This window comes from Paenibacillus sp. CCS19, assembly GCF_033239625.1.
In the GTDB taxonomy this organism is placed as follows: domain Bacteria; phylum Bacillota; class Bacilli; order Paenibacillales; family Paenibacillaceae; genus Paenibacillus_T.
The window spans coordinates 11,739-35,500 of sequence record NZ_BTCK01000050.1 but is presented as its reverse complement, the minus strand read 5'-3'; the positions used below and the strand labels follow the sequence as shown (position 1 = coordinate 35,500).

At 51.7% G+C, this 23,762-nt stretch carries 21 protein-coding genes; 15 read left to right on the top strand and 6 right to left on the bottom strand.

Annotation, left to right across the window (positions count from 1 at the left end; all coding sequences use genetic code 11):
• Positions 1 to 459 precede the first annotated feature (459 nt).
• The 7 genes from SBI19_RS24940 (at position 460) to SBI19_RS24910 (ending at position 10,084) form a co-directional block, all read left to right on the top strand.
• Positions 460 to 1,812 carry an LLM class flavin-dependent oxidoreductase gene (locus SBI19_RS24940; protein WP_317972239.1) on the top strand — a complete coding sequence of 451 codons (1,353 nt, stop codon included), beginning with the start codon at positions 460 to 462 and terminating at the stop codon, positions 1,810 to 1,812.
• Positions 1,813 to 1,830: 18 nt separating this feature from the next.
• On the top strand, positions 1,831 to 3,501 hold the full coding sequence (locus SBI19_RS24935; protein ID WP_317972238.1) for an ABC transporter substrate-binding protein: 1,671 nt from the start codon (positions 1,831 to 1,833) through the stop codon (positions 3,499 to 3,501).
• A gap of 110 nt (positions 3,502 to 3,611) precedes the next feature.
• Complete coding sequence (locus SBI19_RS24930; protein WP_317972237.1) at positions 3,612 to 4,538, top strand: ABC transporter permease; 927 nt, start codon at positions 3,612 to 3,614, stop codon at positions 4,536 to 4,538.
• Between the two features lie 22 nt (positions 4,539 to 4,560).
• Positions 4,561 to 5,457, top strand: a complete 897-nt coding sequence (locus SBI19_RS24925) for an ABC transporter permease (protein WP_317972236.1) — start codon at positions 4,561 to 4,563, stop codon at positions 5,455 to 5,457.
• Positions 5,458 to 5,469: 12 nt separating this feature from the next.
• Entirely contained in the window at positions 5,470 to 7,569 is a 2,100-nt protein-coding gene (locus tag SBI19_RS24920) for an ABC transporter ATP-binding protein (protein ID WP_317972235.1), read from the top strand.
• A 5-nt stretch (positions 7,570 to 7,574) separates the two neighbouring features.
• On the top strand, positions 7,575 to 9,017 hold the full coding sequence (locus tag SBI19_RS24915) for a DHA2 family efflux MFS transporter permease subunit (RefSeq protein ID WP_317972234.1): 1,443 nt from the start codon (positions 7,575 to 7,577) through the stop codon (positions 9,015 to 9,017).
• The gene (locus SBI19_RS24910; protein ID WP_317972233.1) at positions 9,014 to 10,084 is read left to right on the top strand and encodes an LLM class flavin-dependent oxidoreductase; all 1,071 of its coding nucleotides are present in this window, start codon (positions 9,014 to 9,016) and stop codon (positions 10,082 to 10,084) included. Before SBI19_RS24915 ends, SBI19_RS24910 begins: the two co-directional genes overlap by 4 nt.
• Before the next feature lie 186 nt (positions 10,085 to 10,270).
• On the opposite strand, the gene SBI19_RS24905 is transcribed toward SBI19_RS24910, so the two are convergent.
• The 4 genes from SBI19_RS24905 to SBI19_RS24890 all read right to left on the bottom strand — a co-directional run bounded on the left by SBI19_RS24905 (position 10,271) and on the right by SBI19_RS24890 (position 11,715).
• On the bottom strand, positions 10,271 to 10,459 hold the full coding sequence (locus SBI19_RS24905) for a hypothetical protein (protein ID WP_317972232.1): 189 nt from the start codon (positions 10,457 to 10,459) through the stop codon (positions 10,271 to 10,273).
• 130 nt (positions 10,460 to 10,589) lie between these two features.
• A complete protein-coding gene (locus SBI19_RS24900) occupies positions 10,590 to 10,844 on the bottom strand; it encodes a hypothetical protein (protein ID WP_317972231.1) in 255 nt (84 codons plus the stop codon).
• Positions 10,845 to 10,873: 29 nt separating this feature from the next.
• Positions 10,874 to 11,137 carry a hypothetical protein gene (locus tag SBI19_RS24895; protein ID WP_317972230.1) on the bottom strand — a complete coding sequence of 88 codons (264 nt, stop codon included), beginning with the start codon at positions 11,135 to 11,137 and terminating at the stop codon, positions 10,874 to 10,876.
• Between the two features lie 101 nt (positions 11,138 to 11,238).
• Positions 11,239 to 11,715, bottom strand: a complete 477-nt coding sequence (locus SBI19_RS24890) for a hypothetical protein (RefSeq protein WP_317972229.1) — start codon at positions 11,713 to 11,715, stop codon at positions 11,239 to 11,241.
• 411 nt (positions 11,716 to 12,126) lie between these two features.
• Between SBI19_RS24890 and SBI19_RS24885 the strand changes: the two genes are divergently transcribed.
• From SBI19_RS24885 to SBI19_RS24870, 4 genes are all read left to right on the top strand, one after another.
• Positions 12,127 to 14,370: a peptidase domain-containing ABC transporter gene (locus SBI19_RS24885; RefSeq protein WP_317972250.1), complete on the top strand. Its 2,244-nt coding sequence runs from the start codon at positions 12,127 to 12,129 to the stop codon at positions 14,368 to 14,370.
• Positions 14,367 to 15,746, top strand: coding sequence for a beta-barrel domain-containing protein (locus SBI19_RS24880; protein ID WP_317972228.1), 1,380 nt, complete (start codon positions 14,367 to 14,369; stop codon positions 15,744 to 15,746). The genes SBI19_RS24885 and SBI19_RS24880 overlap by 4 nt, the downstream gene beginning before the upstream one ends.
• 414 nt (positions 15,747 to 16,160) lie before the next feature.
• Positions 16,161 to 16,715, top strand: a complete 555-nt coding sequence (locus SBI19_RS24875) for a helix-turn-helix transcriptional regulator (protein ID WP_317972227.1) — start codon at positions 16,161 to 16,163, stop codon at positions 16,713 to 16,715.
• Positions 16,716 to 16,906: 191 nt separating this feature from the next.
• Positions 16,907 to 17,662, top strand: coding sequence for a stalk domain-containing protein (locus tag SBI19_RS24870; protein WP_317972226.1), 756 nt, complete (start codon positions 16,907 to 16,909; stop codon positions 17,660 to 17,662).
• Between the two features lie 14 nt (positions 17,663 to 17,676).
• Here SBI19_RS24870 and SBI19_RS24865 read toward each other — a convergent pair whose 3' ends face one another.
• Both SBI19_RS24865 and SBI19_RS24860 read right to left on the bottom strand, forming a co-directional pair.
• Positions 17,677 to 17,838, bottom strand: coding sequence for a hypothetical protein (locus SBI19_RS24865; protein WP_317972225.1), 162 nt, complete (start codon positions 17,836 to 17,838; stop codon positions 17,677 to 17,679).
• Positions 17,839 to 18,020: 182 nt separating this feature from the next.
• Entirely contained in the window at positions 18,021 to 19,055 is a 1,035-nt protein-coding gene (locus tag SBI19_RS24860; RefSeq protein WP_317972224.1) for a dienelactone hydrolase family protein, read from the bottom strand.
• Positions 19,056 to 19,280: 225 nt separating this feature from the next.
• Here SBI19_RS24860 and SBI19_RS24855 point away from each other — a divergent pair, with 225 nt between their 5' ends.
• From SBI19_RS24855 to SBI19_RS24840, 4 genes are all read left to right on the top strand, one after another.
• Positions 19,281 to 20,204 carry an ABC transporter permease gene (locus SBI19_RS24855; RefSeq protein WP_317972223.1) on the top strand — a complete coding sequence of 308 codons (924 nt, stop codon included), beginning with the start codon at positions 19,281 to 19,283 and terminating at the stop codon, positions 20,202 to 20,204.
• A 378-nt stretch (positions 20,205 to 20,582) separates the two neighbouring features.
• Complete coding sequence (locus SBI19_RS24850) at positions 20,583 to 20,834, top strand: hypothetical protein (protein WP_317972222.1); 252 nt, start codon at positions 20,583 to 20,585, stop codon at positions 20,832 to 20,834.
• A gap of 196 nt (positions 20,835 to 21,030) precedes the next feature.
• On the top strand, positions 21,031 to 21,918 hold the full coding sequence (locus SBI19_RS24845) for a carbohydrate ABC transporter permease (protein ID WP_317972221.1): 888 nt from the start codon (positions 21,031 to 21,033) through the stop codon (positions 21,916 to 21,918).
• Between the two features lie 118 nt (positions 21,919 to 22,036).
• Entirely contained in the window at positions 22,037 to 23,644 is a 1,608-nt protein-coding gene (locus SBI19_RS24840; protein WP_317972220.1) for an extracellular solute-binding protein, read from the top strand.
• Positions 23,645 to 23,762 lie beyond the last annotated feature (118 nt).

The following is a 23,762-nucleotide window of genomic DNA, read 5'->3' as shown; positions in this document are numbered from 1 at the left end:
TTCGGCACGACGGCGGGGTTTAGAGCACAAAAAAGTGCGCTAACTGGTTGTGGCGGCACGACGGCGGGGTTTAGAGCACAAAAAAGTGCGCTAACTGGTTGGTTCGGCACGACGGTGGGGTTTAAGGCACAAAAAAGTGCGCTAACTGGTTGGTTCGGCAAGATGGCGGGGTTTAGAGCACAAAAAAGTGCGCTAACTGGTTGGTTCGGCACGGCGGCGGCCAATCGGCAATCACTCGTACAGCTTGGCCAGTGTAATGTTAGCCGCCAGCAAACACACTTAAGCTTGTTCGATAGATGATCGCTAACCATCAATAGAAGAGATTGATAATGCATTGTGTGGACGAAATCGGGATGATAGAGTATTCCCAAGGTTAATTCCTACTAAACACATAGGGGAATATAAAATTCACTCGATTTATGCGTATACATCCAAATCTAATCAAAGAGGTGCGTAATCATGGCAAACAAGTCCAATAAACGATCGTTGAAATTAGGCGCAATCATTCACGGCGTAGGCGGAGGCACATCGGGTTGGAGACACCCCGACCTGCCATCGGATGCGAGCGTCAATATCGGCTTCTACAAGCAGCAAGCACAGAAGGCTGAGGAAGGTAAGTTTGACTTGGTATTCATTGCAGACGGCTTGTATATCACGGAGAAATCGATTCCGCATTTCTTGAATCGCTTCGAACCGATCACGATCTTGTCCGCGCTCGCGACAGTTACGGAGAAAATTGGGCTGGTCGGAACGCTGTCGACGTCGTACAGCGAGCCGTTCACGGTATCGCGTCAATTCTCTTCAATCGACCATATTAGCGGAGGCCGCGCTGGCTGGAACGTTGTTACTTCTCCGCTGGAGGGCAGTGCGCTCAACTTCGGCGGCAAGGATCATCCTGAGCATTCCAAACGGTACCGGATCGCAGAGGAATATCTCGAAGTAGCGAAGGGCTTGTGGGATTCATGGGAAGATGACGCATTCGTACGCGACAAAGAAAGCGGCGTATTCTTCGATCCCGAGAAGCTGCACCGTCTGAATCACAAAGGCGAGTTCTTCTCCGTGCAAGGGCCGCTGAATATTGCCCGTTCGAAGCAAGGGCAGCCAGTCATCTTCCAAGCGGGCTCGTCGGACAGCGGCCGCAATCTGGCGGCGAAGACGGCGGATGCCGTATTCACCGGACACGAGTCGCTGGAGGAAGCGCAAGCTTTCTACCGCGATGTGAAGGAGCGGGTGGCGAAAGAAGGACGCAACCCGGATCATACGCTTATTTTCCCAGGCATCGGACCGATCATCGGCACCACGCAGGAAGAAGCGGAAGCGAAATACGAGCAGCTCACAAGCCTCGTCACAATCGAGAACGCGCTGGACTATCTGGGCCGTTTCTTCGAGCATCATGACTTCTCGCAATACGAGCTGGATGCACCGTTCCCGGATGTAGGCGACCTTGGCGCAAACAGCTTCCGCAGCGGGACGGATCGCATTAAGCAGCGTGCGAAGGAGCAGAACCTGACGCTGCGTCAAGTGGCGCTGCAGGCGGCGACGCCTCGCAATGCATTCATCGGTACGCCGGAGCATGTCGCAGATCTTGTGCAGCAGTGGTTTGAGGAGGAAGGCGCGGACGGCTTTATTATCGCGTCGAGTTATCCGGGCAGCCTGGATGACTTCGTCAATCTGGTCGTTCCGATCCTGCAAGAACGCGGCGTATACCGTACGGAGTATGAAGCAGATACGCTTCGCGGCAATCTTGGCATTCCCGTTCCAGAGAATCGCTACGCGGCAGCCCGTAAACAGACGGGTGCTGCAGTCAACTAACCGATAAGGAGCATTCCTATGAATAGAAGAAAACCACTCATTCAGTCCGCCGCCGTATTGCTCGTTCTTGCCCTGCTGCTGGCAGCGTGCGGTTCTGGCAAAGAGAAGGAATCGAACGCTGCTGCTGACCCAGCGCAGCCTGCCGATGCGAAGGCAGAAACGACCGAGGGGGCTGCCGCGGCGCAAGGGGGAAAGCTGACCTACGCGCTAGCGACTTCGCCTGATTCGCTCGATCCTCATCGCAGCGGCTTGGCAGTGGCTGTGCGCGTTATCCGAACGATTTACGATTCGCTTGTCGTTCAACTGCCCGATAATACGATCAAGCCGTGGCTTGCTACGTCATGGACGGTGTCGGAGGACGGCAAGAGCTATACGTTCAAGCTTCGCCAAGATGTGAAGTTCCAGGACGGAACGCCATTCAACGCCGAAGCGGTCAAATACAACTACGATCGCATTCTCGATCCTGCGACCAAAGCGGCGAATGCTGCCGCGCTGCTGGCGCCTTACGAGTCATCCGAAATTATTGATGAGTATACGATCAAACTGAATTTGTCCACGCCGTCACGGGCGTTCCTCGGCAACTTGAGTCAAGCGCTTCTAGGTATTGTATCGCCTACAGCTGCGAAGAAGTATGGCGATCAATTCGGGTTGAATCCTGTCGGTTCCGGGCCGTTCAAGTTCGTGAAGTGGAATCAGAACGCCGACATTGAGGTTGAACGCAACCCCGACTACAACTGGGCACCTGAGACCGTAGACAATAAGGGCGCACCCTATCTGGATGGCATTACGTTCAAAATCATTCCGGAAGAGGCGACGCGCATCGGCAGCGTGCAGAGCGGCCAGGTACTGGCAGCAGAGACGGTGCCGCCTCAGAATATCGTTGCGCTTAAGGACGACAAGAAGACGCAGATCCTAGAAGCGAATACGGTTGGTCTGCCATATACTTTGTTCTTCAATCAGGAGCGTCCGCCTTGGAATGAAGCGAAAGCAAGGCAGGCAGTACAATTGGCTGTCGATGTGGACAGCATCGTGAAGACGCTATACCTGGGCACATACGACCGTGCATGGTCACCGCTTACGCCAGGAACGTTCGGCTACGATCCGTCGCTTGAGAACAGCATTAAGCCCGATCTTGAGAAAGCGAATGCACTGCTCGATGAGCTTGGTTGGGTGAAGGGCGCCGATGGCGTTCGGGAGAAGGACGGCAAAAAGCTGACGATTCATTATGTGGACGGTACGCCGAACCGGGAGAAACGCAATGATATCGCCGTCATCATTCAACAGCAGCTGAAGGCGGTCGGCATCGCGGTCGAGGTGGAAATTACGAAGGATGTTCGGACGGTTGTATTCACGAATGGCGCTTACGATCTGTATGGCAACAGCCAAGTGAACTCCGACCCGAATGCGCTGTATTCGTTCTATCATACAGCTGCGCCGAACGCTAGACCGACGCTTCCGCGCTTATCGGACCCAGAGATCGACAAGCTGCTGGAGCAGGGACGCGTAGAAGCGGATGACACGAAACGCGCTGATATTTATAAACAAATTCAGAAATCCATTATCGATCAGGCTGTCATTCTGCCGATCTACGTGTTCCCTTATACCGTAGCGGCGGATCGTTCGGTGGAAGGCATCGTATTCGATACGCTCGGCTACCCGATCTTCAATTCAGCTTCGATTAAGAAGTAAGCTTGCTTATTTACACAACATGAAGCTGATGCTTTCGACGCAATGTTATTTCATCCACAAGCCACAGAAGCGGCTTGCTATTTACACAACATTTTAGGAGGTCAACTAGGATGGCAGGTGTACTTGCTAGACGGCTGTTCTCGTCCCTGCTTGTCATTATCGGATCACTTATTCTAGTGTTCGCCATCCTGTACGTGCTGCCAGGCGACCCGACGGATACGATTATCGATCCGTCGGTCGCTACGCCGGAGATGGTGGCGAATCTGAGACATCAGCTTGGCGTCGATCAGCCCTTCTACATCCAGTTCGCACGTTATTTCGGCGATATGGTGCAGGGAGATTTCGGCCAGTCGCTCATGAATTCAGAGTCGGTGTTGGGCAAGATTCTCGACAGCTTCCCGGCTACGCTGGCACTGACAGCGGCAAGCTCGTTCGTCGCGGTCAGCATTGGCCTCGTGCTCGGCGTTCTGTCAGCCATTCATCGCAATCGTCCGATCGACTTGGTTGCCCGAGTAGTTGGCTTGTTCGGCATCTCGATGCCAACCTTCTGGTCGGGCATTTTGCTTATCGTGCTGCTTAGCTTGAAGCTCGGCTGGTTTCCCGCCATGGGCTCGGACGGCTGGAAGACGCTTGTGCTGCCGGCAATTACGCTCGGCACGGTAGGAGCAGGATTCATTGTTCGAATGGTCAGGAGCAGCATGCTCGACATTATTGACGAGCATTTCATTCTGACGCTGCGATCCAAAGGGTTAACCGAGCGGGCAGTCATGTATAAGCATGCGCTTCGCAATGCGTTAATACCTGCGATCACAATGATCGGCATGCTGGTGGGCGAGATGTTGGCAGGGACGGTCGTCATTGAGACGGTATTCTCGCGCCAAGGAATTGGGCGCATTATCGCCGACGCCCTGATGGCGAAGGATCTTCCGGTTGTGCAGGGCGTTATTTTCTTCTCTGCGTTGGTTTATGTGATCGTGAATACGCTAGTCGATCTGTCGTATACGTTCATTGATCCGAGAGTACGGCGTTCGGCATAAGGAGAGGGGAGTTGGGGAAAGCATGCGGGAAGCTGCAACAGCCAGCACGGTCTGGCGCAGAGCAGGGAGAAGACGACTTGTTCCATTCAGACTGCGCCGACTGGCGGCGGCTGATTCGTTCCTGATTGGCGCGGGCATCGTCATTGCGTTCATCATCGCCTGTGCGATTGTGCCCTCGCTGATCGCGCCGTATTCGCCGACTGCGATGCTGACGGACAGCATTATGCAAGCTCCGAGCAGTGCGCATTTGTTCGGTACGGACTATTTTGGCCGCGATATATTCAGTGTCGTTGTCTACGGCAGCCGCGATTCGCTCTTCATCGGCTTCGCTTCCGTCCTTGTCGGAGGGCTGGCGGGCGGAGCGATCGGAGCGATTGCAGGTTATGCAGGCGGCTGGATCGACAGCGTTCTGATGCGCTGCAACGATATTCTGATGACGATTCCCGGCATTCTGCTTGCACTTGCGATAGCAGGCGCACTTGGCAAAGGACTGTTCAACATCGTGCTGGCGGTGGCTGTTTCGACGATACCAGGTTATGCGCGCATTATGCGGGCGCAGATTATTAGCATCAAAGGACGTACATTCATTGCGGCTTCCCGGTCGGTCGGGGCGACGCCATTTCATATCTTCTGGAAGCATGTACTGCCGAATGCTTTATCACCGCTGCTTGTCATGGCGACGATCGGCGTTGGCACTGCGATTCTGACAGGTTCGGGACTCAGCTTCTTAGGTCTGGGCGTACTTCGTGAAATTCCGGACTGGGGTACGCTGCTCTCGCAAGGACGCGGATACTTGACGGTTGCTTGGTGGATCTGTACGTTCCCTGGTCTTGCGATCACGCTGTTCGTGCTTGCGGTCAATGTAATCGGAGATCGACTGCGCGACAATATGGATCCGAAGAAAAATGCATCCAGATAAGGAGGAGACCTAATGGTAGCGCTGCTGGATATTCAGAGGTTGTCCGTTGATTTTCAGACGAAGCACGGTTTGCTGACGGCCATAACGGATGTAACCTTCTCCATTCAGCCAGGGGAAACCGTCTGTCTCGTCGGCGAATCGGGCAGCGGAAAGACGGTCACGTCCAAAGCGATCATGCGGCTGATCGAGCACGAGCAGGGCAAGATTACCGCGGGCAGTGTGCTGCTGTCGGGTCAAGATGTAGCGAAGCTGCCGGAAGCGGAGCTTCGGCGCATACGGGGCAAGCGAGTCGCCATGGTATTCCAGGAGCCGATGGCGGCTTTCGATCCCGTGTTCACGATCGGTCAACAAATCGCGGAGACGATTGTGCGCCATGAGCGAGCCGGCAAGCGTGAGGCTTGGGAGAGAGGCGTACAGCTGCTGAAGCGGGTCGGCATTCCCGAGCCGGAGCTTCGGATGAAGCAGTATCCCGGTGAATTGTCAGGCGGGATGCTGCAGCGGGCGATGATCGCGATGGCGCTCTCCTGCGGGCCGGAGCTGCTCATTGCGGACGAACCGACGACCGCGCTGGATGTGACGATTCAAGCCCAAATTTTACAGCTGCTGCAGGAGCTTAAACAGGAGTTCGGCATGTCCATCCTGCTCATTACGCATGATCTGGGCATTGCAGCTGAAATTGCCGACCGCGTAATCGTGATGTACGCGGGACAAATTGTCGAGCAGGGAACGACGAAGGAGCTGTTCGCGCAGCCCTTGCACCCTTACACGAGGGGGCTGCTTCAATCGGCCGCGCCGCTGGATAGTGTTCGGGGATCCAGGCTGTACGCGATCAAGGGCTCGATTCCATCATTAGCCGCGCTGCCGAGCGGCTGCCTATTTCATCCTCGCTGCGAGTATGCGACCGATCGCTGCCGGGTCGAGGCGCCGCCGCTGACTGGGGAAGAAGGCAGAGAAGCGGCTTGCTGGCATATCGATGCGATTGCTTCGGCGGTTGCTGACGATGCAGCCCGCGTGGCGTCAGCGAGCAAGAGGAATGAGCGGCTGGAGCCAGCAGAGATCACACGCGAGGCGCCAACCTCGGTGCTGGCCACGATTAGCAGCGTATTTCATTCAGCAGACGAGCAGCAGGGATCATTGTCGTCGCCTGAAATATTGTTCGAGGCCGTGAATCTACATAAATACTATCCGCTCAAACGAAAAAGCTTAACGGCTCCGCGTTCCTATGTTCGGGCGGTCGACGATGTGTCTTTCTCGATTCGACGGAACGAGACGTTTGGTTTAGTAGGCGAATCGGGGAGCGGGAAGTCGACGCTTGGCCGTGTACTGCTGCAGCTGGAGCAGGCGACATCGGGGCAGATTCATTTTCAAGGAAACGAGCTGACTTCTCTATCGGCCGCGAAGCTGAGACCTCTGCGCCGGGAGATGCAGGTTATTTTCCAGGACCCGTACGGCTCGTTAAGCCCAAGATGGACAGTCGGCGACAGCATCGCCGAACCGCTTAAGGTGCATGGCGTGCTGAGTGCGGCTGAGAGCAGAGAACGAGTGGAGGAGCTGCTGCAGCTTGTCGGTCTTGATGCCTCCAGCGCGAACAAGTATCCGCACGAATTCTCTGGGGGACAACGTCAGCGGATCGGCATTGCCCGGGCAATAGCGCTCAATCCAAGCTTTATTCTTGCGGATGAGGCGGTATCGGCGCTGGACGTATCGGTGCAGGCGCAGGTTGTGAATCTGCTTCAGGAGCTGCAGCAGAAGCTGGGTCTGACCTATTTGTTCATCGCGCATGGATTGCAAATCGTGCGGCATATCTCAGATCGTATCGGCGTTATGTATCTAGGCAAACTGGTCGAAATCGCACCAAGCGAGGAGCTGTTTCTGCGTCCGGCCCATCCCTACACGCGTCTGCTCATCGACTCGATTCCCCAGCCAACGCCAGGCGAGCGCCGCAATACGCCGCTTCTGCAAGGCGAAATTCCATCCCCCTCCAATCCGCCGAGCGGCTGCCGGTTCCATACTCGCTGTCCGTTCGCTACAGCACGCTGCAAGGAGGAGCAGCCAGCGCTTCGGCCTTTAGATGATGACCGTTATGTGGCGTGCCATTATTCACTCGTATGAGACGTGTGCCGTTAATTCCATCAGAGAGGCCTGCAACTTACCCGCCGTTCTGGCCGGTGCTTATCGCGATCTTCCTCGGCTCCTTCGCAGGGATGTACCACGTTGTATCGCTTAATGTCTCGCTTCCGGGCTTTATCCATATCTTTGATACAGAGCTTCGAATTGTACAGTGGATGCTGACGGGGTTCACGCTCGCCAGCGGCATTATCGTGCCGGTGAGCGGCTTCGCCATGGATCGATTCGGCTGCAAGCGGCTGTTCTTGCTGGCGATCGGCGGCGTAACTGTCAGCTCCATATTGTGCGCATTGGCATGGAATGTTCAGACGCTTATCGCGTTTCGAATTATACAAGGGCTGTTCTGCGGACTGATCTCGCCGATATCGCTTGCCCTGATTTATCGCTCGATTCGTCCGGAACGGCAGGCGTTCGCGCTCAGCGTCTGGTCGTTCTCGACGGTGCTCGGCACGACGATCGGCCCTACGCTCAGCGGCTTTCTGCAAAGCGTCGACTGGCATCTTATCTTCCTTGTTACAGTACCGGTTGGTGCTGCAGCTGGAGTAGTGGGTTATGCCGTGCTGCCCCAAGATCGGGGCAATGCCGAAGCCAAGCTGGATTGGCTCGGATTGGTGCTTGCGACAGTCGGAAGCTTATTGCTGCTCCTGTTGTTCGGCAATATGAGTCACTGGGGCTGGCAGAGTCCGCTTACATGGAGCACGCTGCTTGGTGGAGCGGGCTGCTTCGCAATCTTTATTGTGCAGGCGCTGCGAAGCGATCATCCGCTGCTGCAGCTCGGGCTGCTGCGCAATGCTAGATTCGTGCTTAGTCTGGCTTCCTCACTCATTCTATCGTTTGGTCTCTATTCGGTCGTATACTTCCTGCCGCTGTTCCTATCGGAAATGAAGGGACTCGCGCCATTCCAGATCGGCCTGCTCTTCCTGCCCGCGGCAGGCTGCCTCACGGCCGCTACTTTCGCTTCTGGTCGTTGGTATAGCCGAGTAGGTCCGGCGAAGCTGATCATTGCAGGCGGTTGTATTTTGTTCATTACGACCTACTACTTCAGCGGCATTCATGCGGGGACGAGTCTCATTGCAATTGTCATCTGGCTGGCGATCCGCAATGTAGGCACGGGCCTTGCGATAAGTCCGGCGACGAACGCGAGCATGTCATCGGTGCCGCATCAGTGGCTTGGTCATGCCTCGGCCATGCTGAATTGGCTGCGTCAGGTATTCAATGCGATGGCGCTTGGCATATGCACCTCGTTGTTCTACTCACGTCTGGCCGTGCATCAAGTGAAGCAGCCATACAAGGAAGCTTATGTTCATAGCATTCATGACGTATTCCTGCTGTCCAGCTTCATCGTTGCTTGTGCTATACCCATTGCAATGCTGCTGGGCAGAAGGCTGACAGCGGCCTCATTCCGAACTCCGAAAGGAAGTGAAAGCTTATGAAATTTATCTGGTTCTCTCTCGTCATGAATTTGAAGAACCCGGTGACGGGCGAGCAATTCGGAACGAGCGAGAAGTTCGAGAATATTATCAAGCAAGCGGAGCTGGCAGAGAGATTAGGCTTCGATGGTTATGGGATCGGTGAGCGTCATGGCGAGCCGTTCTTATCCTCTGCGCCGCCCATTCTGCTGACAGCAATCGCTGCAAGGACGTCTCGCATCCGGCTGTTAACGACTGTAACCGTCCTTAGCGTGCTAGATCCGGTGCGGGTGGCAGAGGATTATGCGACGCTCGACCATCTCAGCGGCGGACGGCTGGAGATGATTATCGGCAAGGGGAATGATCCGCGCCATTATCCGTTGTTCGGCATCACGGAGGAGGAGCAATGGGATTCAATGGAGGAGCGGTATGAGCTGCTGAGAAGATTGTGGCGGGAGGAAAATGTCACTTGGCAGGGCCGCTATCGGCCGCCGCTTAAAGGCGTGACGACGCAGCCGAGACCGCTGCAGCAGCCGATTCCGATCTGGCACGGCAGCGCCTCGAGCACGCGGTCGACGGAGCTTGCCGCCAAGTATGGCGAACCGATCTTCTCCTCGAACAGCTTCCACCCGCAGGCGAAATACAAGGATCTCATCGAGCATTATCGTGAGCGGTTGGCCTATTATGGCCACGATCCGAGCAAAGCCGTTGTCGGTGCAGGTGCCGGCAGCCTGTACATCGCCAATACGACGGAGGATGCCATTCGGCGATACCGTCCGTATTACGATGCTCATCAGGCGACGGCTGCCGCGCAGCACAACAAGTCTCCTTTTACATCGCTGGAGGATGTAATCGAACGTGGCCCGAGTCTGGTCGGCAGCGCGGAGCAGATCATTGAGAAAATATTGAACTACCAGCAGGCATTCGGCCATCAGGTGCTGTCGCTGAGCGTGGACGGGCTGACCGAAGCCGAGCAGCAGGAGCAGATGCAGCGGTTCGCGGAGGACATTGCGCCGGTGCTTCGGCGCGAGGTGCCGAGCACGGTGTGGAAGGAAGCAGGGAAGCCGGCTTCTGTGGCGACATTGCAATAGTGTGAGTAAGAGCCTAAGGCGGCGGCCTCAGGCTCTGTTCAAGTTATATTAAATAGAGGGTAGCTTCGAAATGGGGCGAAACCAAACTTATATCTGCTTCAGAGCTTGGAACAGAGGTCAAGCGATCTCCTTGAGGACGGTTCCAAGCTCTGAATTTCTCTTATAGGCGGGAGGGTTATGAAACTACTATGATTTATTGATGTTTTTAGTCTCCATTTTATAACCAAATAAAGTGATAATGAACGCAATGATAACTAAAATACACGCCACTCCAACTATAGGAAGCTTGAAAGCGATATAGTTAACTCCCGAAATAATAATGCATATAATAGACATTAACATAGAAAATTTATAAGCCTTGATTTTCTTCTCCATTATCATCATTACCTCCTCTAAAATAGAGTTCTAATTCCTCAAGGGTTATTATTATAGGTTCAAAAAAAGTGTGCAAGAAGGAATCTTAAATAAGTTCCTTCTTGCACACAAAACCTATCTTGGTAATATACTATCTGCTTGTTGCGATCTGAGCAATACCTGCGCCAACAGATGCTACTCCGCCTGCTATCCCTGCTGCTCCACCGTATTTGGTCAGCATTGTAGGTTCGGGAACGAGAAGCAATCCTACTCCGCCGATGATCATCCCTGCTCCTGCAACTACCTGTGCTGCACCACCAATAATGCCCCAAATACCGCCAGCATTGATCTCGGACAATGTGAATTCATCTAATTCGACAAAATTACGGGAAATAGCTAGTTCCATGGTTTCCACCTCTTCTTATTATAAATTATTTATTTTGTAGCATAGTCCAACATTGCTGCGCCTGCAGATACCATGCCTGCCCCTGCAGCAATGCCTGCTCCTACTCCTACAAGCGGCGTACCCACGACGCTGCCGCCGATCCCCGCTACTATGCCCACGAGCGGCGCAGTTCCGATGCAGATGGCTCCAGCCGACGCCACGATGGCTTTCCAAAGGCCTCCTCCATCTACTGACATCATTTCGTCATTAGTCAACTCAATAAAATGATTATTCTTCAAAATCATTGCAGTCATTTGTAATCCTCCTCTATTATTTACATCTTTATATATTTCAACTGTAAGCCGGGCACATAGGCTAGCACTATGCAGCAAGGAATTACAGCTAAAATCGTCATCTATAAGATTGATGGATTCACGCCTATATAAACATCCACAATCATGTCATCCATGGATTGTCCCGGATGTAAATCAACAACATTTACATTGTAAGCTGCTGTTATCGGTTGTAAGTTTTTCTCGCTAAGATACTGATTTAACTCGTTATATGTAATCTGCAACGTATTGGGATTGCCCTCATGGCGAACAAATACCGCATTCATGAGGTGAAAGACATCTTTAAACGTATATTTACCGTACAGTTTTGCAGGCTTGTCTATTGGAACCAAAATCTCCGTATCTAATAGCGGCTGTCCATTTGATTGCTCAATTGCAAAGGTAGCAGTTACAACGGGACCATTTTTTTTATAATTATTCTGTTCCAGGAATTGTCCAATACCCATCATTTCCTCTTGTATTTCTGCTTGAGTCATTTTTTTTCTCAAGGACAACACATTCTCAATTTTGAACTCTCTTCCTATTTTCATCGTTCCCATACGTGAATCTCCCTTCAATCAGGACGCGTTGCCCCGTTGGATTGGTATATACATCCATTTATAAATTTGCAGCGCTTTCCATAGCCCGTCAGCAATCAGAAGCCAGACGCTTGTGGGACTCGCGAATCACAATTATCACGGTACAGCGAGTCGTGGCGGTTGCAACGCCCGTGTTCTGAAGACTAGCGGAATTCCTGATTGTTCCAGTGTTAGGAGAGTGCTGTGTAGATTCTGTTCGATACGCTAAACATACATAATTCTGTATTTAAATGTATATATCCCATATGGGATGTATACGACAAACTTCTAAGCGTTTACAATGCTAGACGTTAATAGTAATTAGATTGACAGTAGTATGCATAATTGATTCGCTGGTAGCGGGTTGCGGACAATATTCAATCGGCGTTATGAATAGGATGCATTTTCCAAAGGGAGGTACTCATCATTCGCAGCTTATTTAAGCGCTATACCTGCATTAAGCAGCATGATATGAAAGACTGCGGTGCCGCATGTCTTGCTACAGTGTCGAAGCAATACGGGCTTCAGACATCCGTCGCCAGAATCAGGGAAGTGGCGGGTACGGACAAGTATGGGACGAACGCCTACGGGATGATTAAGGCTGCCGAGCAGCTCGGTTTTACAGCGAAAGGTGTAAAGGGCGACAAGGATGCCTTATTCAGCGAGTTTCCGCTTCCTGCGATTGCTCATGTGATCATCGATCAGTCTTTGCTTCATTACGTCGTTATACATAGCGTTACGAAGAAGAAGGTTATCATTGCCGACCCGGCCAAGGGACTTGTCACATATACGCCGGAGGAGTTTTTCAACATCTGGACAGGCGTTCTGATCCTCCTCGTACCTGCTCCGGCTTTTAAGAAGGGGAACGACACGCGCGGCTTGTTCGGGCGTTTCTTTCATTTGCTGCTGCCGCAGCGCCGGATGTTATTCAGCATTTTTTTGACCTCGCTGTTATTCACGTTGTTAGGGATACTAGGATCCTTTTACTTTAAAATGCTGCTCGATGAAATCGTACCTTACAACATGGAGCGTACATTGACGGTATTGTCTATCGGCATAATCGCGCTTACTTTATTTAAGATCATCCTCGCGGCTTTTCGCAGCCATCTGCTCCTTCAGCTCAGTCAGAAGCTCGATGTTTCGCTTATTCTAGGCTACTACCATCACGTATTGTCGCTGCCGATGAACTTCTTCGGGACACGGAAAACCGGAGAGGTGTTATCCCGTCTTATGGACGCTTCGAAAGTTCGGGATGCGATCTCGGGCGCAACGCTGTCGATAATGATCGACTCTTTAATGGTGGTGGCCGGGGGCATTATTTTGTATACGCAGAATGCCTTTCTGTTCGGCATTACTGCGACATTGGTCCCTTTATATGCAATCATCGTGTGGGCATTCAACAAGCCTTTCGAACGCATGAACCGCAAGCAAATGGAGAATAACGCGCTGCTGACTTCCTATCTGGTGGAGTCGGTCAACGGGATTGAGACGATCAAAGCATATACGGCGGAGCAGCATGCGTCATTCGAGACGGAGAAGAAGTTTATCGTGCTGCTGAGGAGCATATTCAGACTCGGATTTTGGTTCAATGTGCAGTCCTCCCTGAAGGGTTTTGTGCAGGCGATTGGCGGTGTCATTATTTTATGGGTTGGCGCGGTGCAAGTGCTGCATGGTCATATGACGCTTGGACAGCTGATTACATTTAATGCACTGCTGGCCTATTTCCTCGAACCGATTCAAAATCTGATCAATCTGCAAGCGTCGCTTCAGACGGCGATCGTCGCCGCGGACCGGTTGGGTGAAATATTGGAGCTGGATGCAGAGAAGAGCGCGGAAGAGGATCGGAAGATGCGCCCTCAATCGCTTCGAGGGGATATTAAGCTGCAGCAAGTCGATTTTCGTTATGGAACGCGGCAGCTAACATTGAAGGATATCAATATTTCGATTCGAGCCGGCGAGAAAATCGCGTTGGTTGGCGAGAGCGGCTCGGGCAAGACGACGCTGGTGAAGCTGCTGCTCCGATTTTATAACGCTGAGAAGGGCGATATTTTAATCAACGAGAACAACATCATGGACATTCACATGGACACCCTTCGCTCTCGCTCGGCCTACATTTCACAGGATACGTTCTTCTTTAGTGGGACGATTGCTGAGAATCTAATACTCGGAGCTGAAGATAAACCGCCGATGGAGCAGGTCATTGATGCAGCGAAGCAGGCGAAAGCCCATGAATTTATTAATCAGATGCCGCTGCGTTACGATACGATGCTGGAGGAGAACGCATCGAACTTGTCCGGCGGCCAGCGCCAACGACTTGCGATAGCGCGTGCATTGCTCAAAAATCCGGACGTTCTCATTCTCGATGAAGCAACGAGCAACTTGGATACGACGACAGAGCGGGCGGTTTCAGAAACGATCAATGCGTTGCAGGGGATAACGGCAATCATTATTGCCCATCGGCTAAGTACAATTATGCGGTGTGACCGAATCTTCGTCCTGGAGCAAGGTGCAGTAATCGAAAGCGGAACCCATTCCGAGCTGCTGAAGCAAGGAGGCAAGTACTACTCGTTGTGGAAAGACCAGTTAAGCGGAAACGCATCGGATAACGTGCTGCCGGCAGCAGAATTGGTGAGGTGAACAAAGCTGTGAAGGGGATAACTTACGAATGGAAAGAGATGACGGATACCCGCGAGCTGCTGGAGGCGCGAACAAGCCCGGTCATTACGTGGTTTCTCGTTATTTGCATTGTGCTATTGGGAACAGGAGTCGCTTGGAGCTATTTCAGTTTCATGGATATCGTCGTGAAAGCGCAGGCTGTGGTCAGGCCTAACGAGAAAATCAGCACCCTGACCAGCAATGTGCAGGGCAATGTGGCAGAGATCCATTATCGATCAGGCCAACATGTGAAGAAAGGCGACATATTGCTGCGTATTGATTTGGATAATATGGATGCCAGGGAATCGAGATTGCAATCCAACTACAAGAAGGCGCAAGCGGATTTGTTGGTCATGAAACAGATCGAAACCGATCTAAAGGCTGGTAAGTTTGAAGGATCGAATGAAGGTGCGAGCGAGACCTCATCGTCTGATGTTATCGCCCTGCAATCGAAATGGAAGCTAGCATTCGCGCAGAACAATTTGGAGCGAGAGCAGGAAGAGCAAGCGCTAGCGCGAAATTCGCGGTTACTTAAGTCGATTGAAGAGGGAAGCAATCTGTTCAAGCCTTCAGAGCTAGATTATCAACGGTATGAGAATTACAGAATAAAGATCGAGCAGCTGCAAGCCGTTCAACATCAAGCGCAGCAAGCTTATAAAGCGGCGGTAATTGGTGGAGGCGAAGGAAAGGAAGAGCAAGAAGTCATTACGAATGCACAGCGTGAGCTGGAAAGCTATCGCAATCAGTATTTGCTCGACTTAAACACCGCAATAGAGAATGGGAGCAGCCATATCGATCAGCTCCAGCTAGAACGAGACAATCTTCGCGTGCAGCTGCAAGAGGCAATCGAAACACAGGATAAGCAGACCAAAGAGTTGGGCGATGAATTGGTAGATCTGAATTTGCAAATAGCCGAGCATACGTTCAACGCTCCGATAAGCGGTGTTATTAATGTCATACAAGAGTTAGCGCCAGGCGATCTAGTTCAATCGGGTGAACGCATTCTAACGATTGTGCCAGAGGAAGATTCAGCGTATGTCATCCAGCTTGCAATCGGTAATCAGGATATCGGTTCAGTGGAGCCCGGAACAACGGTGAAATATAACTTTACGGCGCTTCCGGCCAAAGATTACGGCTACCTAAGAGGAACGATCGACTGGATCAGTCCGGATGCGACGATGGATTCACAGAGCGGACTCAATTACTACCTCGGACAATCAAGCTTATCGGGGTTAACCTTGACAGATCGAAACGGCAAGCAAGTCGACGTTAAGGTAGGTATGACGGCAGAAGCCCAAATGATTACCAAGCGTGAGCGAATATGGACTTGGCTGATGAAAAAGTTGGATTTGAGATAGTTCATGAGAGATACGAGCGATAGAAATGAATGGGCTATTTATACTAAAAATAACCTAAAAAATGCAGATAATAGGTTGTTATGTTAGTAGTTTTAAACTATATTACTCCTATGAACGTTTGTTTCATAGGAGGGGTAAATATTGCTTGTAATATTCAATCCTGATGAAATGGAGCGCAGTTGGTCGACACTTAGGGACTTCAGACCATCCTTCTTAATTGGTTTAAGAAACAAATTTAACAAGGGGGGAAATAATGAACGTTTGATTCGCTTAGTTGCGGAGAGACAAGAAATGATCGAGGCGCGTAAGCAACGAAATGCAAGTTTGATTACATCTGCAAAGCCTGTTTTAGAGAGGATGTCCTCTCTCCTTGGCATCCCACATTTCTTCATGCTAACCGATCAGGAGGGCGTAGTGCTGCATCTCCATTATCCGGATAAGCTGGTTTCCAACTTCGACCAAGTAGGACTGAAGGAAGGTGTTCCATTCAATGTGCAGTCGCTCGGGATCAACAGTGTCTCTCTCGCAATGGAGATCCAGGGGACGGCTATCGTAAGAGGAGAGGAACATGATGCCCATCTATTCCATGATTGGAGCTGTGCGTGCGTCCCGATACGTAAGGAAGATTGCATTAAGGGGTATCTAAGTTTATCTTACTATCAAACTTTCGATATTACGCTGGCAGTTCCGATGGTTGAGAAAGCTGCTGAAGAAATCGAGCGTGGGTTGCTGTCGAGTTGTTCCGAGAGGAAAGCTAATCGGGTCATGCGGCAATTTGATACGTACGGATTAACAGCTCGCGAGAAGGAAGCAGCATATGGTTGGCTGACGAATAGCAGTACGCTTCGAATCGCCGCAGACATGGGAATTACCGAGGGAACGGTGCGCAACATGATTAAACGCGTATATGCCAAGACCAAAATTGGCGATAAAGGTGAATTCATTCGGCGGTTTAGCATTTATTTGTAATGAGGAAAGTTAAGGGGGACAAGCAAAGAGCCTGTGGCAGCAGCCAGAGGTTTTTTCTCTATGTCAGTACAGTGGGGCAGTAGTTCAGCAGATGAAGTTACCAGTGAGACTATGTTGGTGTAATTGATATTACAAATATGGTAGATTTATGTTTATGAATGGATTCTATCAACTCTATAAGGAGTGATCCCTTGAAGTTATCGAAATTAAGCAAAGTAGTGCTCGCGACGTCCTTCCTCGGAGTAACTTGGTTCGCTGCATCAGCGCAGGCCGACGAGCTTTTTCGCGTAACCCGCAGCAACGTCTCCATTTATCTCAATAATGTACTGAAGCCTGCACCCGAACAGCCTATTCTAACGGTTAATGGCAGTACTTACGTGCCCGTTAGAAGTTTAGCCGATGAAAGCTTGGAATCCTTCGTCAGCTATGATTCGAAGACGAAGTCCGTATATATTGACGGCAACGATTTTAAAACCGCTTGGTCAACCGTTCATAGCGAGACGGAGAATAGTCATTTCACTTTGAGGCTGGATTCCGAGAAGAAGAGTTATGCATTCGGGGAACCTATCCATATGTGGGCGGCTTTAACGGCCAAGGATTCGTTTAATACAGGTGAGGGAGCGCCGAAATTAACGTACTACCTTGTAGATGCTGACGGTTTTGAATATGGGGAAGTAGTAGCTGGAGTGGGACAATTAGGCGTTGTAACGGAAGGCGAGCAGCTGATGAAGGAACTGCCGTTGCATGTGCCTCTGGCCTACAATATGAATAAACAGCAGATCGAAGATTACGAGGATTATATGAAGAACACGCCAAGACCGGCTCAATTGCCTAAGGGAACCTATACGATCGGAGTCGGTGTCAGATATTCTGTACTCGCGAATGACGATTTAAATTCCGGTGTACAAGAGAGCCTGAACACCGGAATTCAGATCGAAGTAAAGTAGGTAACGTGCGAAATTTATCTTTTTGGATTCTTAATCATGAGAATCAGATTGGCAACGAGCGAAATAGCCGCCAACGCCATAATGATGTAGATCATTGTGCCGCCGTCATCCATGCGGATGAATGAGAAGACGAGCACAGCCAGACTTAGAATGATGTTGAGAATGTATTTAAACACAGCGATCTTCCTTTCGAATATATATGCCACTGAGCATTATAACACAGCTAGGGTCTCGGACAAAAAAGGAGCCTGCAGCAACGGGCTGCAGGCTTGTTCAAGTTTTATATAATAAGGGGGGTCTTGTCTCTTATTATAGGAACCTTAGATGAAATGAACCTGAGTGGAACATTACAGAAATATTACAAATTCTGAATCGCTTCCAATTGCCGTTTCATCCAATCGAACGAATGCCTGCCGCTGACCTCATGATCACCCTCGAACAAATCGTAGGCCAATCGCTCTCCGGCATCAGCCCTCTCATACAGCTTCTGTATCTCCGCCACCGCACGCTCAAACCCTTCCGCTGGGAAAATGTGATCGTTACGCCCCGATTCGAGAAAAAGAGGCCGAGGTGCGATCAGTCCAAGAAGCTCCGGCAGCTCCGCCTCGGTCAGAATGCCTGGCGTGTAATTGCAAAGGCAATGCCGAATATCCCAGATACTATCCTTAAATGTATTCGGATAACCGATCAACAGCGCCGCACGAATCCGATCATCGAGTGCCGCAGCGGTGTAGCTGATAACGGATCCGCCGGAGAAGCCGGCAATCCCGATCCGCGATGGATCCACTTCGGGCCGCTCTGCCAAATAATCGAGAGCGCCGATTATTTCGGCTACACGCAATCCGGTTAATGTTCGACCAAGCATCAGCAGTCTTGTGGCCATCACATAGCAGGAATTAGGCGCATTCGGATCGCCCGCTAGATCGCTCGCAAGCCGCCGTTCGCCGAATCCGATAACGTCAGGCGCAATGACGACCATGCCGCGCTTCACGAGTTGGACGGCAAAATGGGAGTGGCCGCCTGTGCTTAACGTATCGATTTCACCGTCTGCCGTCATCCCGCAAATCTGCCGGCTGCCATAGCCATGCCCATGAACGGCAACTACCGCTGGCAAGCGGCCGCTCGTACCATCAGGAATCAATACATACGCTCCGAACGTCAGCCCCGATACTGCGGATAACTCGACACGTTCCCGAATGTAACCGTCACACACCGTTCGTTCGAGCATAACCGGACTGAACCCTGTTGACCGTTCGAACGTTCCGAGCGAATGACGAAGCTGGCCAAGCAGCCATGATCTCCGTTCTTCTGGTGTTTGCTGCGCAGCTTGCCGCTCCCTTACGAGCGTCTGCTCTTCATACCAACGTGCCAGCGCTGCATCCCCTTGGCGCATCCCTTGCCCTCCTTGTTGGTCGCATATGCCCTTATCATAACGGGATTTACGAGAAGTTGAGAAGTGTGAACTGCATAATTGTGCACAAAAGCCGAAAATGTTCATAACAAAAGAGGCGAATTCGTTCATATTTTCCGCGAACCTTCTCTTTCTGGCTTGCCGGCTGTCCGACTACACTGAGTGCAGCACCTGATCGATACACGATCGAGGAGAGGAGAGACCAGCATGCTTCGCAAGAGAGGATTTATGTACGAACTCGTCAAAAACCGGCTGATGTTTATTATGCTGCTGCCCGCGCTGATCTTTTTTCTAGTTAATTCGTACATCCCGATGGTCGGCATCTATTATGCGTTCACCCGGTTCGATTTCAACACCAGCTTGTTCAACAGTGAATTCATCGGCTTCGAGAATTTCAAGTTTCTATGGCGATCAGGCATCTTGAAGCGGCTTACACTCAATACGCTCGGATACAACCTCGCGTTTATCGTTCTGAGCAACGTGTTTGCCATCGCCTTGGCTGTTCTGGTCAGCGAGTTGAAGCTCAAATGGTTTAAGAAACTGACCCAGTCGGTCATGTTCCTTCCTTACTTCATCTCATTCGTTATCTTAAGCGTTATCGTCTACAACTTGTTCAACTACGAGAACGGATTCCTGAACACGACTTTGGAAGCGCTTCATATGGAGCCGATCGATGTCTACAACACGCCATGGGTGTGGGTGCCGCTCATCATCATCTTCTATTTATGGAAAAACATCGGCTACAGCATGATCATCTACCTCGCAGCCATCACCGGCATAAGCGAAGAATATTACGAGGCAGCGAAGATCGACGGCGCGAACATCTTCCAAAGGGTGTGGCATATTACGATCCCGATGCTCAAGACCACTTTCATCGTCCTGCTGCTATTCGCGCTCGGCAGTATCATGAAAGGCCAGTTCGACCTGTTCTACCAGCTCGTCGGCAACAACGGCGTCCTCTACAATGCGACCGACATCCTTGACACCTACGTTTATCGCTCGCTCAAAGTCACGTTCGATATGGGCATGGCCACATCCGCCGGCCTCTACCAATCCGCCTTCGGCTTCGTGCTCGTCATGACCGTCAACTACATTATCCGCAAGATCAACGACGAATACGCTCTCTTCTAAAATGAGCCCAGCCTTCGTGCAGCGTGAGGATAGCGAACAAAAAAGTACTCTAAATCGCCGCAAACGGTGAACTGGCTGGGATAGCGAACAAAAAAGTACACTAAATCGCCGAAGTCGCCGAACTAGCGAGATTAGAGCACAGAAAAGTGCTCTAACGTACCAACAACGCCGAACTGGCTGAGTTAGAGCACAAAAAAGTGCTCTAACCGACCGTCGCTGGCGAACTGGCGGGGATAGGGCACATAAAAGTACTCTATTGTACCAAAAACAGCGAACTAGCCGGGATAGCGCATAAAAAACTGGAACAAAGTCGCGCAGCGACGCCAAGTCGGCCACGCAGTGGCTACGGTCGCACAGCGACCTAAAAGAGGGCCACGGATGTGGCCCGGGCTTCGCGTTGCGAAGCAACGACCGCACCCGCTTGCAAATCTTTCCCGTCGCATGGCGACGGAATCCCGCGCTGCCAAGGGCAGCGCAGCGAGCCCATCGACGGTGGAGAGGGGCGAGCCAAACCCACTCCCCACGACGCTCGTGGGGGAGTGGGAGGGCGGCAAGCGAGCGAAGCGGCGGAATCGTTCTGGAGAAGCAAAGGTTATGCTTCCGAAGCAGCTTTCCTACGGAAAGCTTTAAGCGTTCGCCTTTGTCCACGGATTGTTACATCGTAACGATCTCACCAATTCAGGACAATCCGGGGACAACAGCGATCGGAAGAATGATCCGCCGCGCAGCGACCCGGCCGCCCAGCGGAACTGCTGCGAAGCAGCCTCATCTTAGCACCACCGCAGCATCCATCAGCATTTTTCACCACAACAGAAGGAGGTCCCACATGAGCATCACCACTACCGATCGCCTATTTCGAACGATAGCCTACACCGTACTCATCATCGGCAGCTTGCTATGCCTGTTCCCGTTCCTGCTCGTCATCTCGGCGTCGCTCACCCAGAATGAGTCGATCATCAAAGACGGCTTCCATCTCATCCCGAAGGCGTTCTCGCTTGAAGGCTACAAGATGGTTTTCCGATTCCCCGACCAGGTGCTGCGCGCCTACTGGGTCACGACGGTCACGACAGTCGTCGGCACGCTGCTCGGCTTGTTCCTGGTATCGATGACAGGCTACGTTCTGCAGCGCAAAGACTTCAAATACCGCAACGCTTTCAGCTTCTACATCTACTTCACGACGCTGTTCGGCGGCGGGCTCGTCCCGTGGTACATCTTGATCACGAAATACCTGAAGCTGACGGATACGTACACCGTACTCATTTACCCAGGGTTGATGACGCCGTTCCTTATTATTCTGATGAAGAACTTCATCCGCTCCGCCGTTCCCGACGAGCTGTTCGAATCATCGAAGATCGATGGCGCGAACGATTTCAAAATCTACTACCGCATCGTAGTTCCGCTGTCGATGCCTGGCCTCGCAACGGTAGGCTTGTTCCTAGCGCTTGCGTACTGGAACGATTGGTTCCTATCGTCGCTGTTCATTAATGATCAGCGCATGTACCAGCTGCAATTCTACTTATATAACGTCATCAACACGATGTCGTTCGTGACGCAAATGGGAGCGGGCACAGGCGTATCGCTCGGGACGGACATTCCGACCGAGTCGACGAAGATGGCGATGGCGCTTGTCGTAACAGGACCGATTATTCTGCTGTACCCGTTCGTGCAGCGATATTTTGTAAAAGGACTTACGATTGGCGCAGTCAAAGGGTAAAGGTAAAAGGTAATACCGTAACCACCGGTTACATCCATCGAGAAGAATCATGGCGACAGCTTGGCTTCTCGGGGGTTAACATATTGTCAATGAACCAATCCAAAGGGAGGATTCATTCATGCTTAGACAAAGAAAGCTCTGGATGTCCGTTTTATCCGTTATGCTCGTTCTAACCGTTATCCTATCCGGCTGCGGCAAATCAGACGACAAGACGGACACAGCATCCACCACGACCGACAACTCGGGGGAAACAAAGACAGATACGACGACGGATACGCCGAAGGAGGATGACGGCGCGAAGACGGGCATCGACACATCCAAGCCGGTAGAGCTGCAATTCTACATGCTGGGCGACGCACCGAAAGATCTGTCGAAGATCCAAGACCTCGTAAACCAGATGGCGAAGGAAGAGTTGAATACGACGGTTAAGTTCAACTACACGACATGGACGGACTGGGATCAGAAGTATAAGCTGCTGCTCTCCTCGGGCCAGCCGATCGACCTCATCTTCACGGCGGACTGGACGCAGTTCCAATCGTATGCGAAGAAGGGCGCCTTCCAAGACATTACGGATATTTTGCCTAAGGCAGCGCCTGGTCTGCAATCCTACGTACCGGCTGACATGTGGGATGCCGTGAAAATCGATGGCAAAATTTACACCGTCCCTGCGACATACAAAGAATACGTAACGCTCGGCTTCGTGTATCGTGAAGACCTGCGTGCGAAGTACAACCTTCCGAAGCCGGTCGATATGGCAACGTTCGAAGAATACCTCGATGGCATTAAGAAGAACGAGCCGGACATGATGCCGTTGTCGATGAACTCGAACGTTCGCGACAACCTGATCGCGCCGATCCGCGACCTGACGCACGACGCTATTGGAGCAGCGCCATACGGTGTCGGCATCAAATATAAGGATCCGTCCAACGTATACTCGTATTGGGGTTCCGACGAGCAAGTACAGGATTTGACGATCGTGCAACGCTGGCAGCAGAAGGGCTTCTTCGCGAAGAACGTCCTCAACGTGAAGGACACGATGCAGGATCCGATTATCAGCGGCAAAGCGGCGGCGATTATCGGCGACAATCCTACACGCTTCAATGATACTCGTCTGAAGATGAAATCGGCTCATCCGGATTGGGAGCTCGCATACTATCCATTCCCGCTGGCAAAAGGCTATGCAACGCCGGTTCATCCGATCCATAACGGCTTCGCTGTTCCGAAGAGCAGCAAGAACGCGGAGCGTGCGCTCGCGTTCTACGAGAAAATGGTTCTCGACAAACGCTACAATCAGCTGACGGAATACGGCGTAGAGGGCACGAACTACCAAGTAGCAGACGGCTACTACCAAATGATCGGCGACAGCACGTCCAACGGCTTCCCTCGTGAAGGCATGAACGGATGGGCATGGCGCAATCCAGAGTTTATGTTATTCGACAAGGACTTCGATGGCGTGAAAGAGATTTTCGCATCGCTGGACAAAATTCAATCGCCGGATAAGTTCACCGGCTTCGCTGAAGACTACACGCCTTACCAAGCGGAGAAAGCGGCGGTCGAGCAGGTGGAGAGCCAATATTTTGCGCCGCTCTATGCAGGTTTAGTGGATAATGTGCAAGAAGGCTTGCAGACGGCAATGGCGAAAGCCAAGCAAGCTGGACTTGAGAAGATCCACGAGGAATACAAGAAGCAATGGGACCAATATGTAACATCTAACGGTATCAAGTAAGCGGCTCTGACAGCGTCGGCGTCCCCCGGAACGTTCGGGCGGGCGTCGGCGCTTATCATCCTTCAAGCGGGATACAGACCGGATTAGCTCATACGCTGCTGAAAAGCATAAACACATC

Coding starts and splice junctions, on each gene's coding strand:
- SBI19_RS24935 (WP_317972238.1), top strand. CDS start 1,831: ATGAATAGAAGAAAACCACTCATTCAGTCCGCCGCCGTATTGCTCGTT.
- SBI19_RS24900 (WP_317972231.1), bottom strand. CDS start 10,844: ATGGAACTAGCTATTTCCCGTAATTTTGTCGAATTAGATGAATTCACA.
- SBI19_RS24925 (WP_317972236.1), top strand. CDS start 4,561: ATGCGGGAAGCTGCAACAGCCAGCACGGTCTGGCGCAGAGCAGGGAGA.
- SBI19_RS24890 (WP_317972229.1), bottom strand. CDS start 11,715: ATGGGAACGATGAAAATAGGAAGAGAGTTCAAAATTGAGAATGTGTTG.
- SBI19_RS24860 (WP_317972224.1), bottom strand. CDS start 19,055: ATGCGCCAAGGGGATGCAGCGCTGGCACGTTGGTATGAAGAGCAGACG.
- SBI19_RS24845 (WP_317972221.1), top strand. CDS start 21,031: ATGAGCATCACCACTACCGATCGCCTATTTCGAACGATAGCCTACACC.
- SBI19_RS24940 (WP_317972239.1), top strand. CDS start 460: ATGGCAAACAAGTCCAATAAACGATCGTTGAAATTAGGCGCAATCATT.
- SBI19_RS24895 (WP_317972230.1), bottom strand. CDS start 11,137: ATGACTGCAATGATTTTGAAGAATAATCATTTTATTGAGTTGACTAAT.
- SBI19_RS24840 (WP_317972220.1), top strand. CDS start 22,037: ATGCTTAGACAAAGAAAGCTCTGGATGTCCGTTTTATCCGTTATGCTC.
- SBI19_RS24855 (WP_317972223.1), top strand. CDS start 19,281: ATGCTTCGCAAGAGAGGATTTATGTACGAACTCGTCAAAAACCGGCTG.
- SBI19_RS24905 (WP_317972232.1), bottom strand. CDS start 10,459: ATGGAGAAGAAAATCAAGGCTTATAAATTTTCTATGTTAATGTCTATT.
- SBI19_RS24920 (WP_317972235.1), top strand. CDS start 5,470: ATGGTAGCGCTGCTGGATATTCAGAGGTTGTCCGTTGATTTTCAGACG.
- SBI19_RS24910 (WP_317972233.1), top strand. CDS start 9,014: ATGAAATTTATCTGGTTCTCTCTCGTCATGAATTTGAAGAACCCGGTG.
- SBI19_RS24850 (WP_317972222.1), top strand. CDS start 20,583: ATGTGGCCCGGGCTTCGCGTTGCGAAGCAACGACCGCACCCGCTTGCA.
- SBI19_RS24930 (WP_317972237.1), top strand. CDS start 3,612: ATGGCAGGTGTACTTGCTAGACGGCTGTTCTCGTCCCTGCTTGTCATT.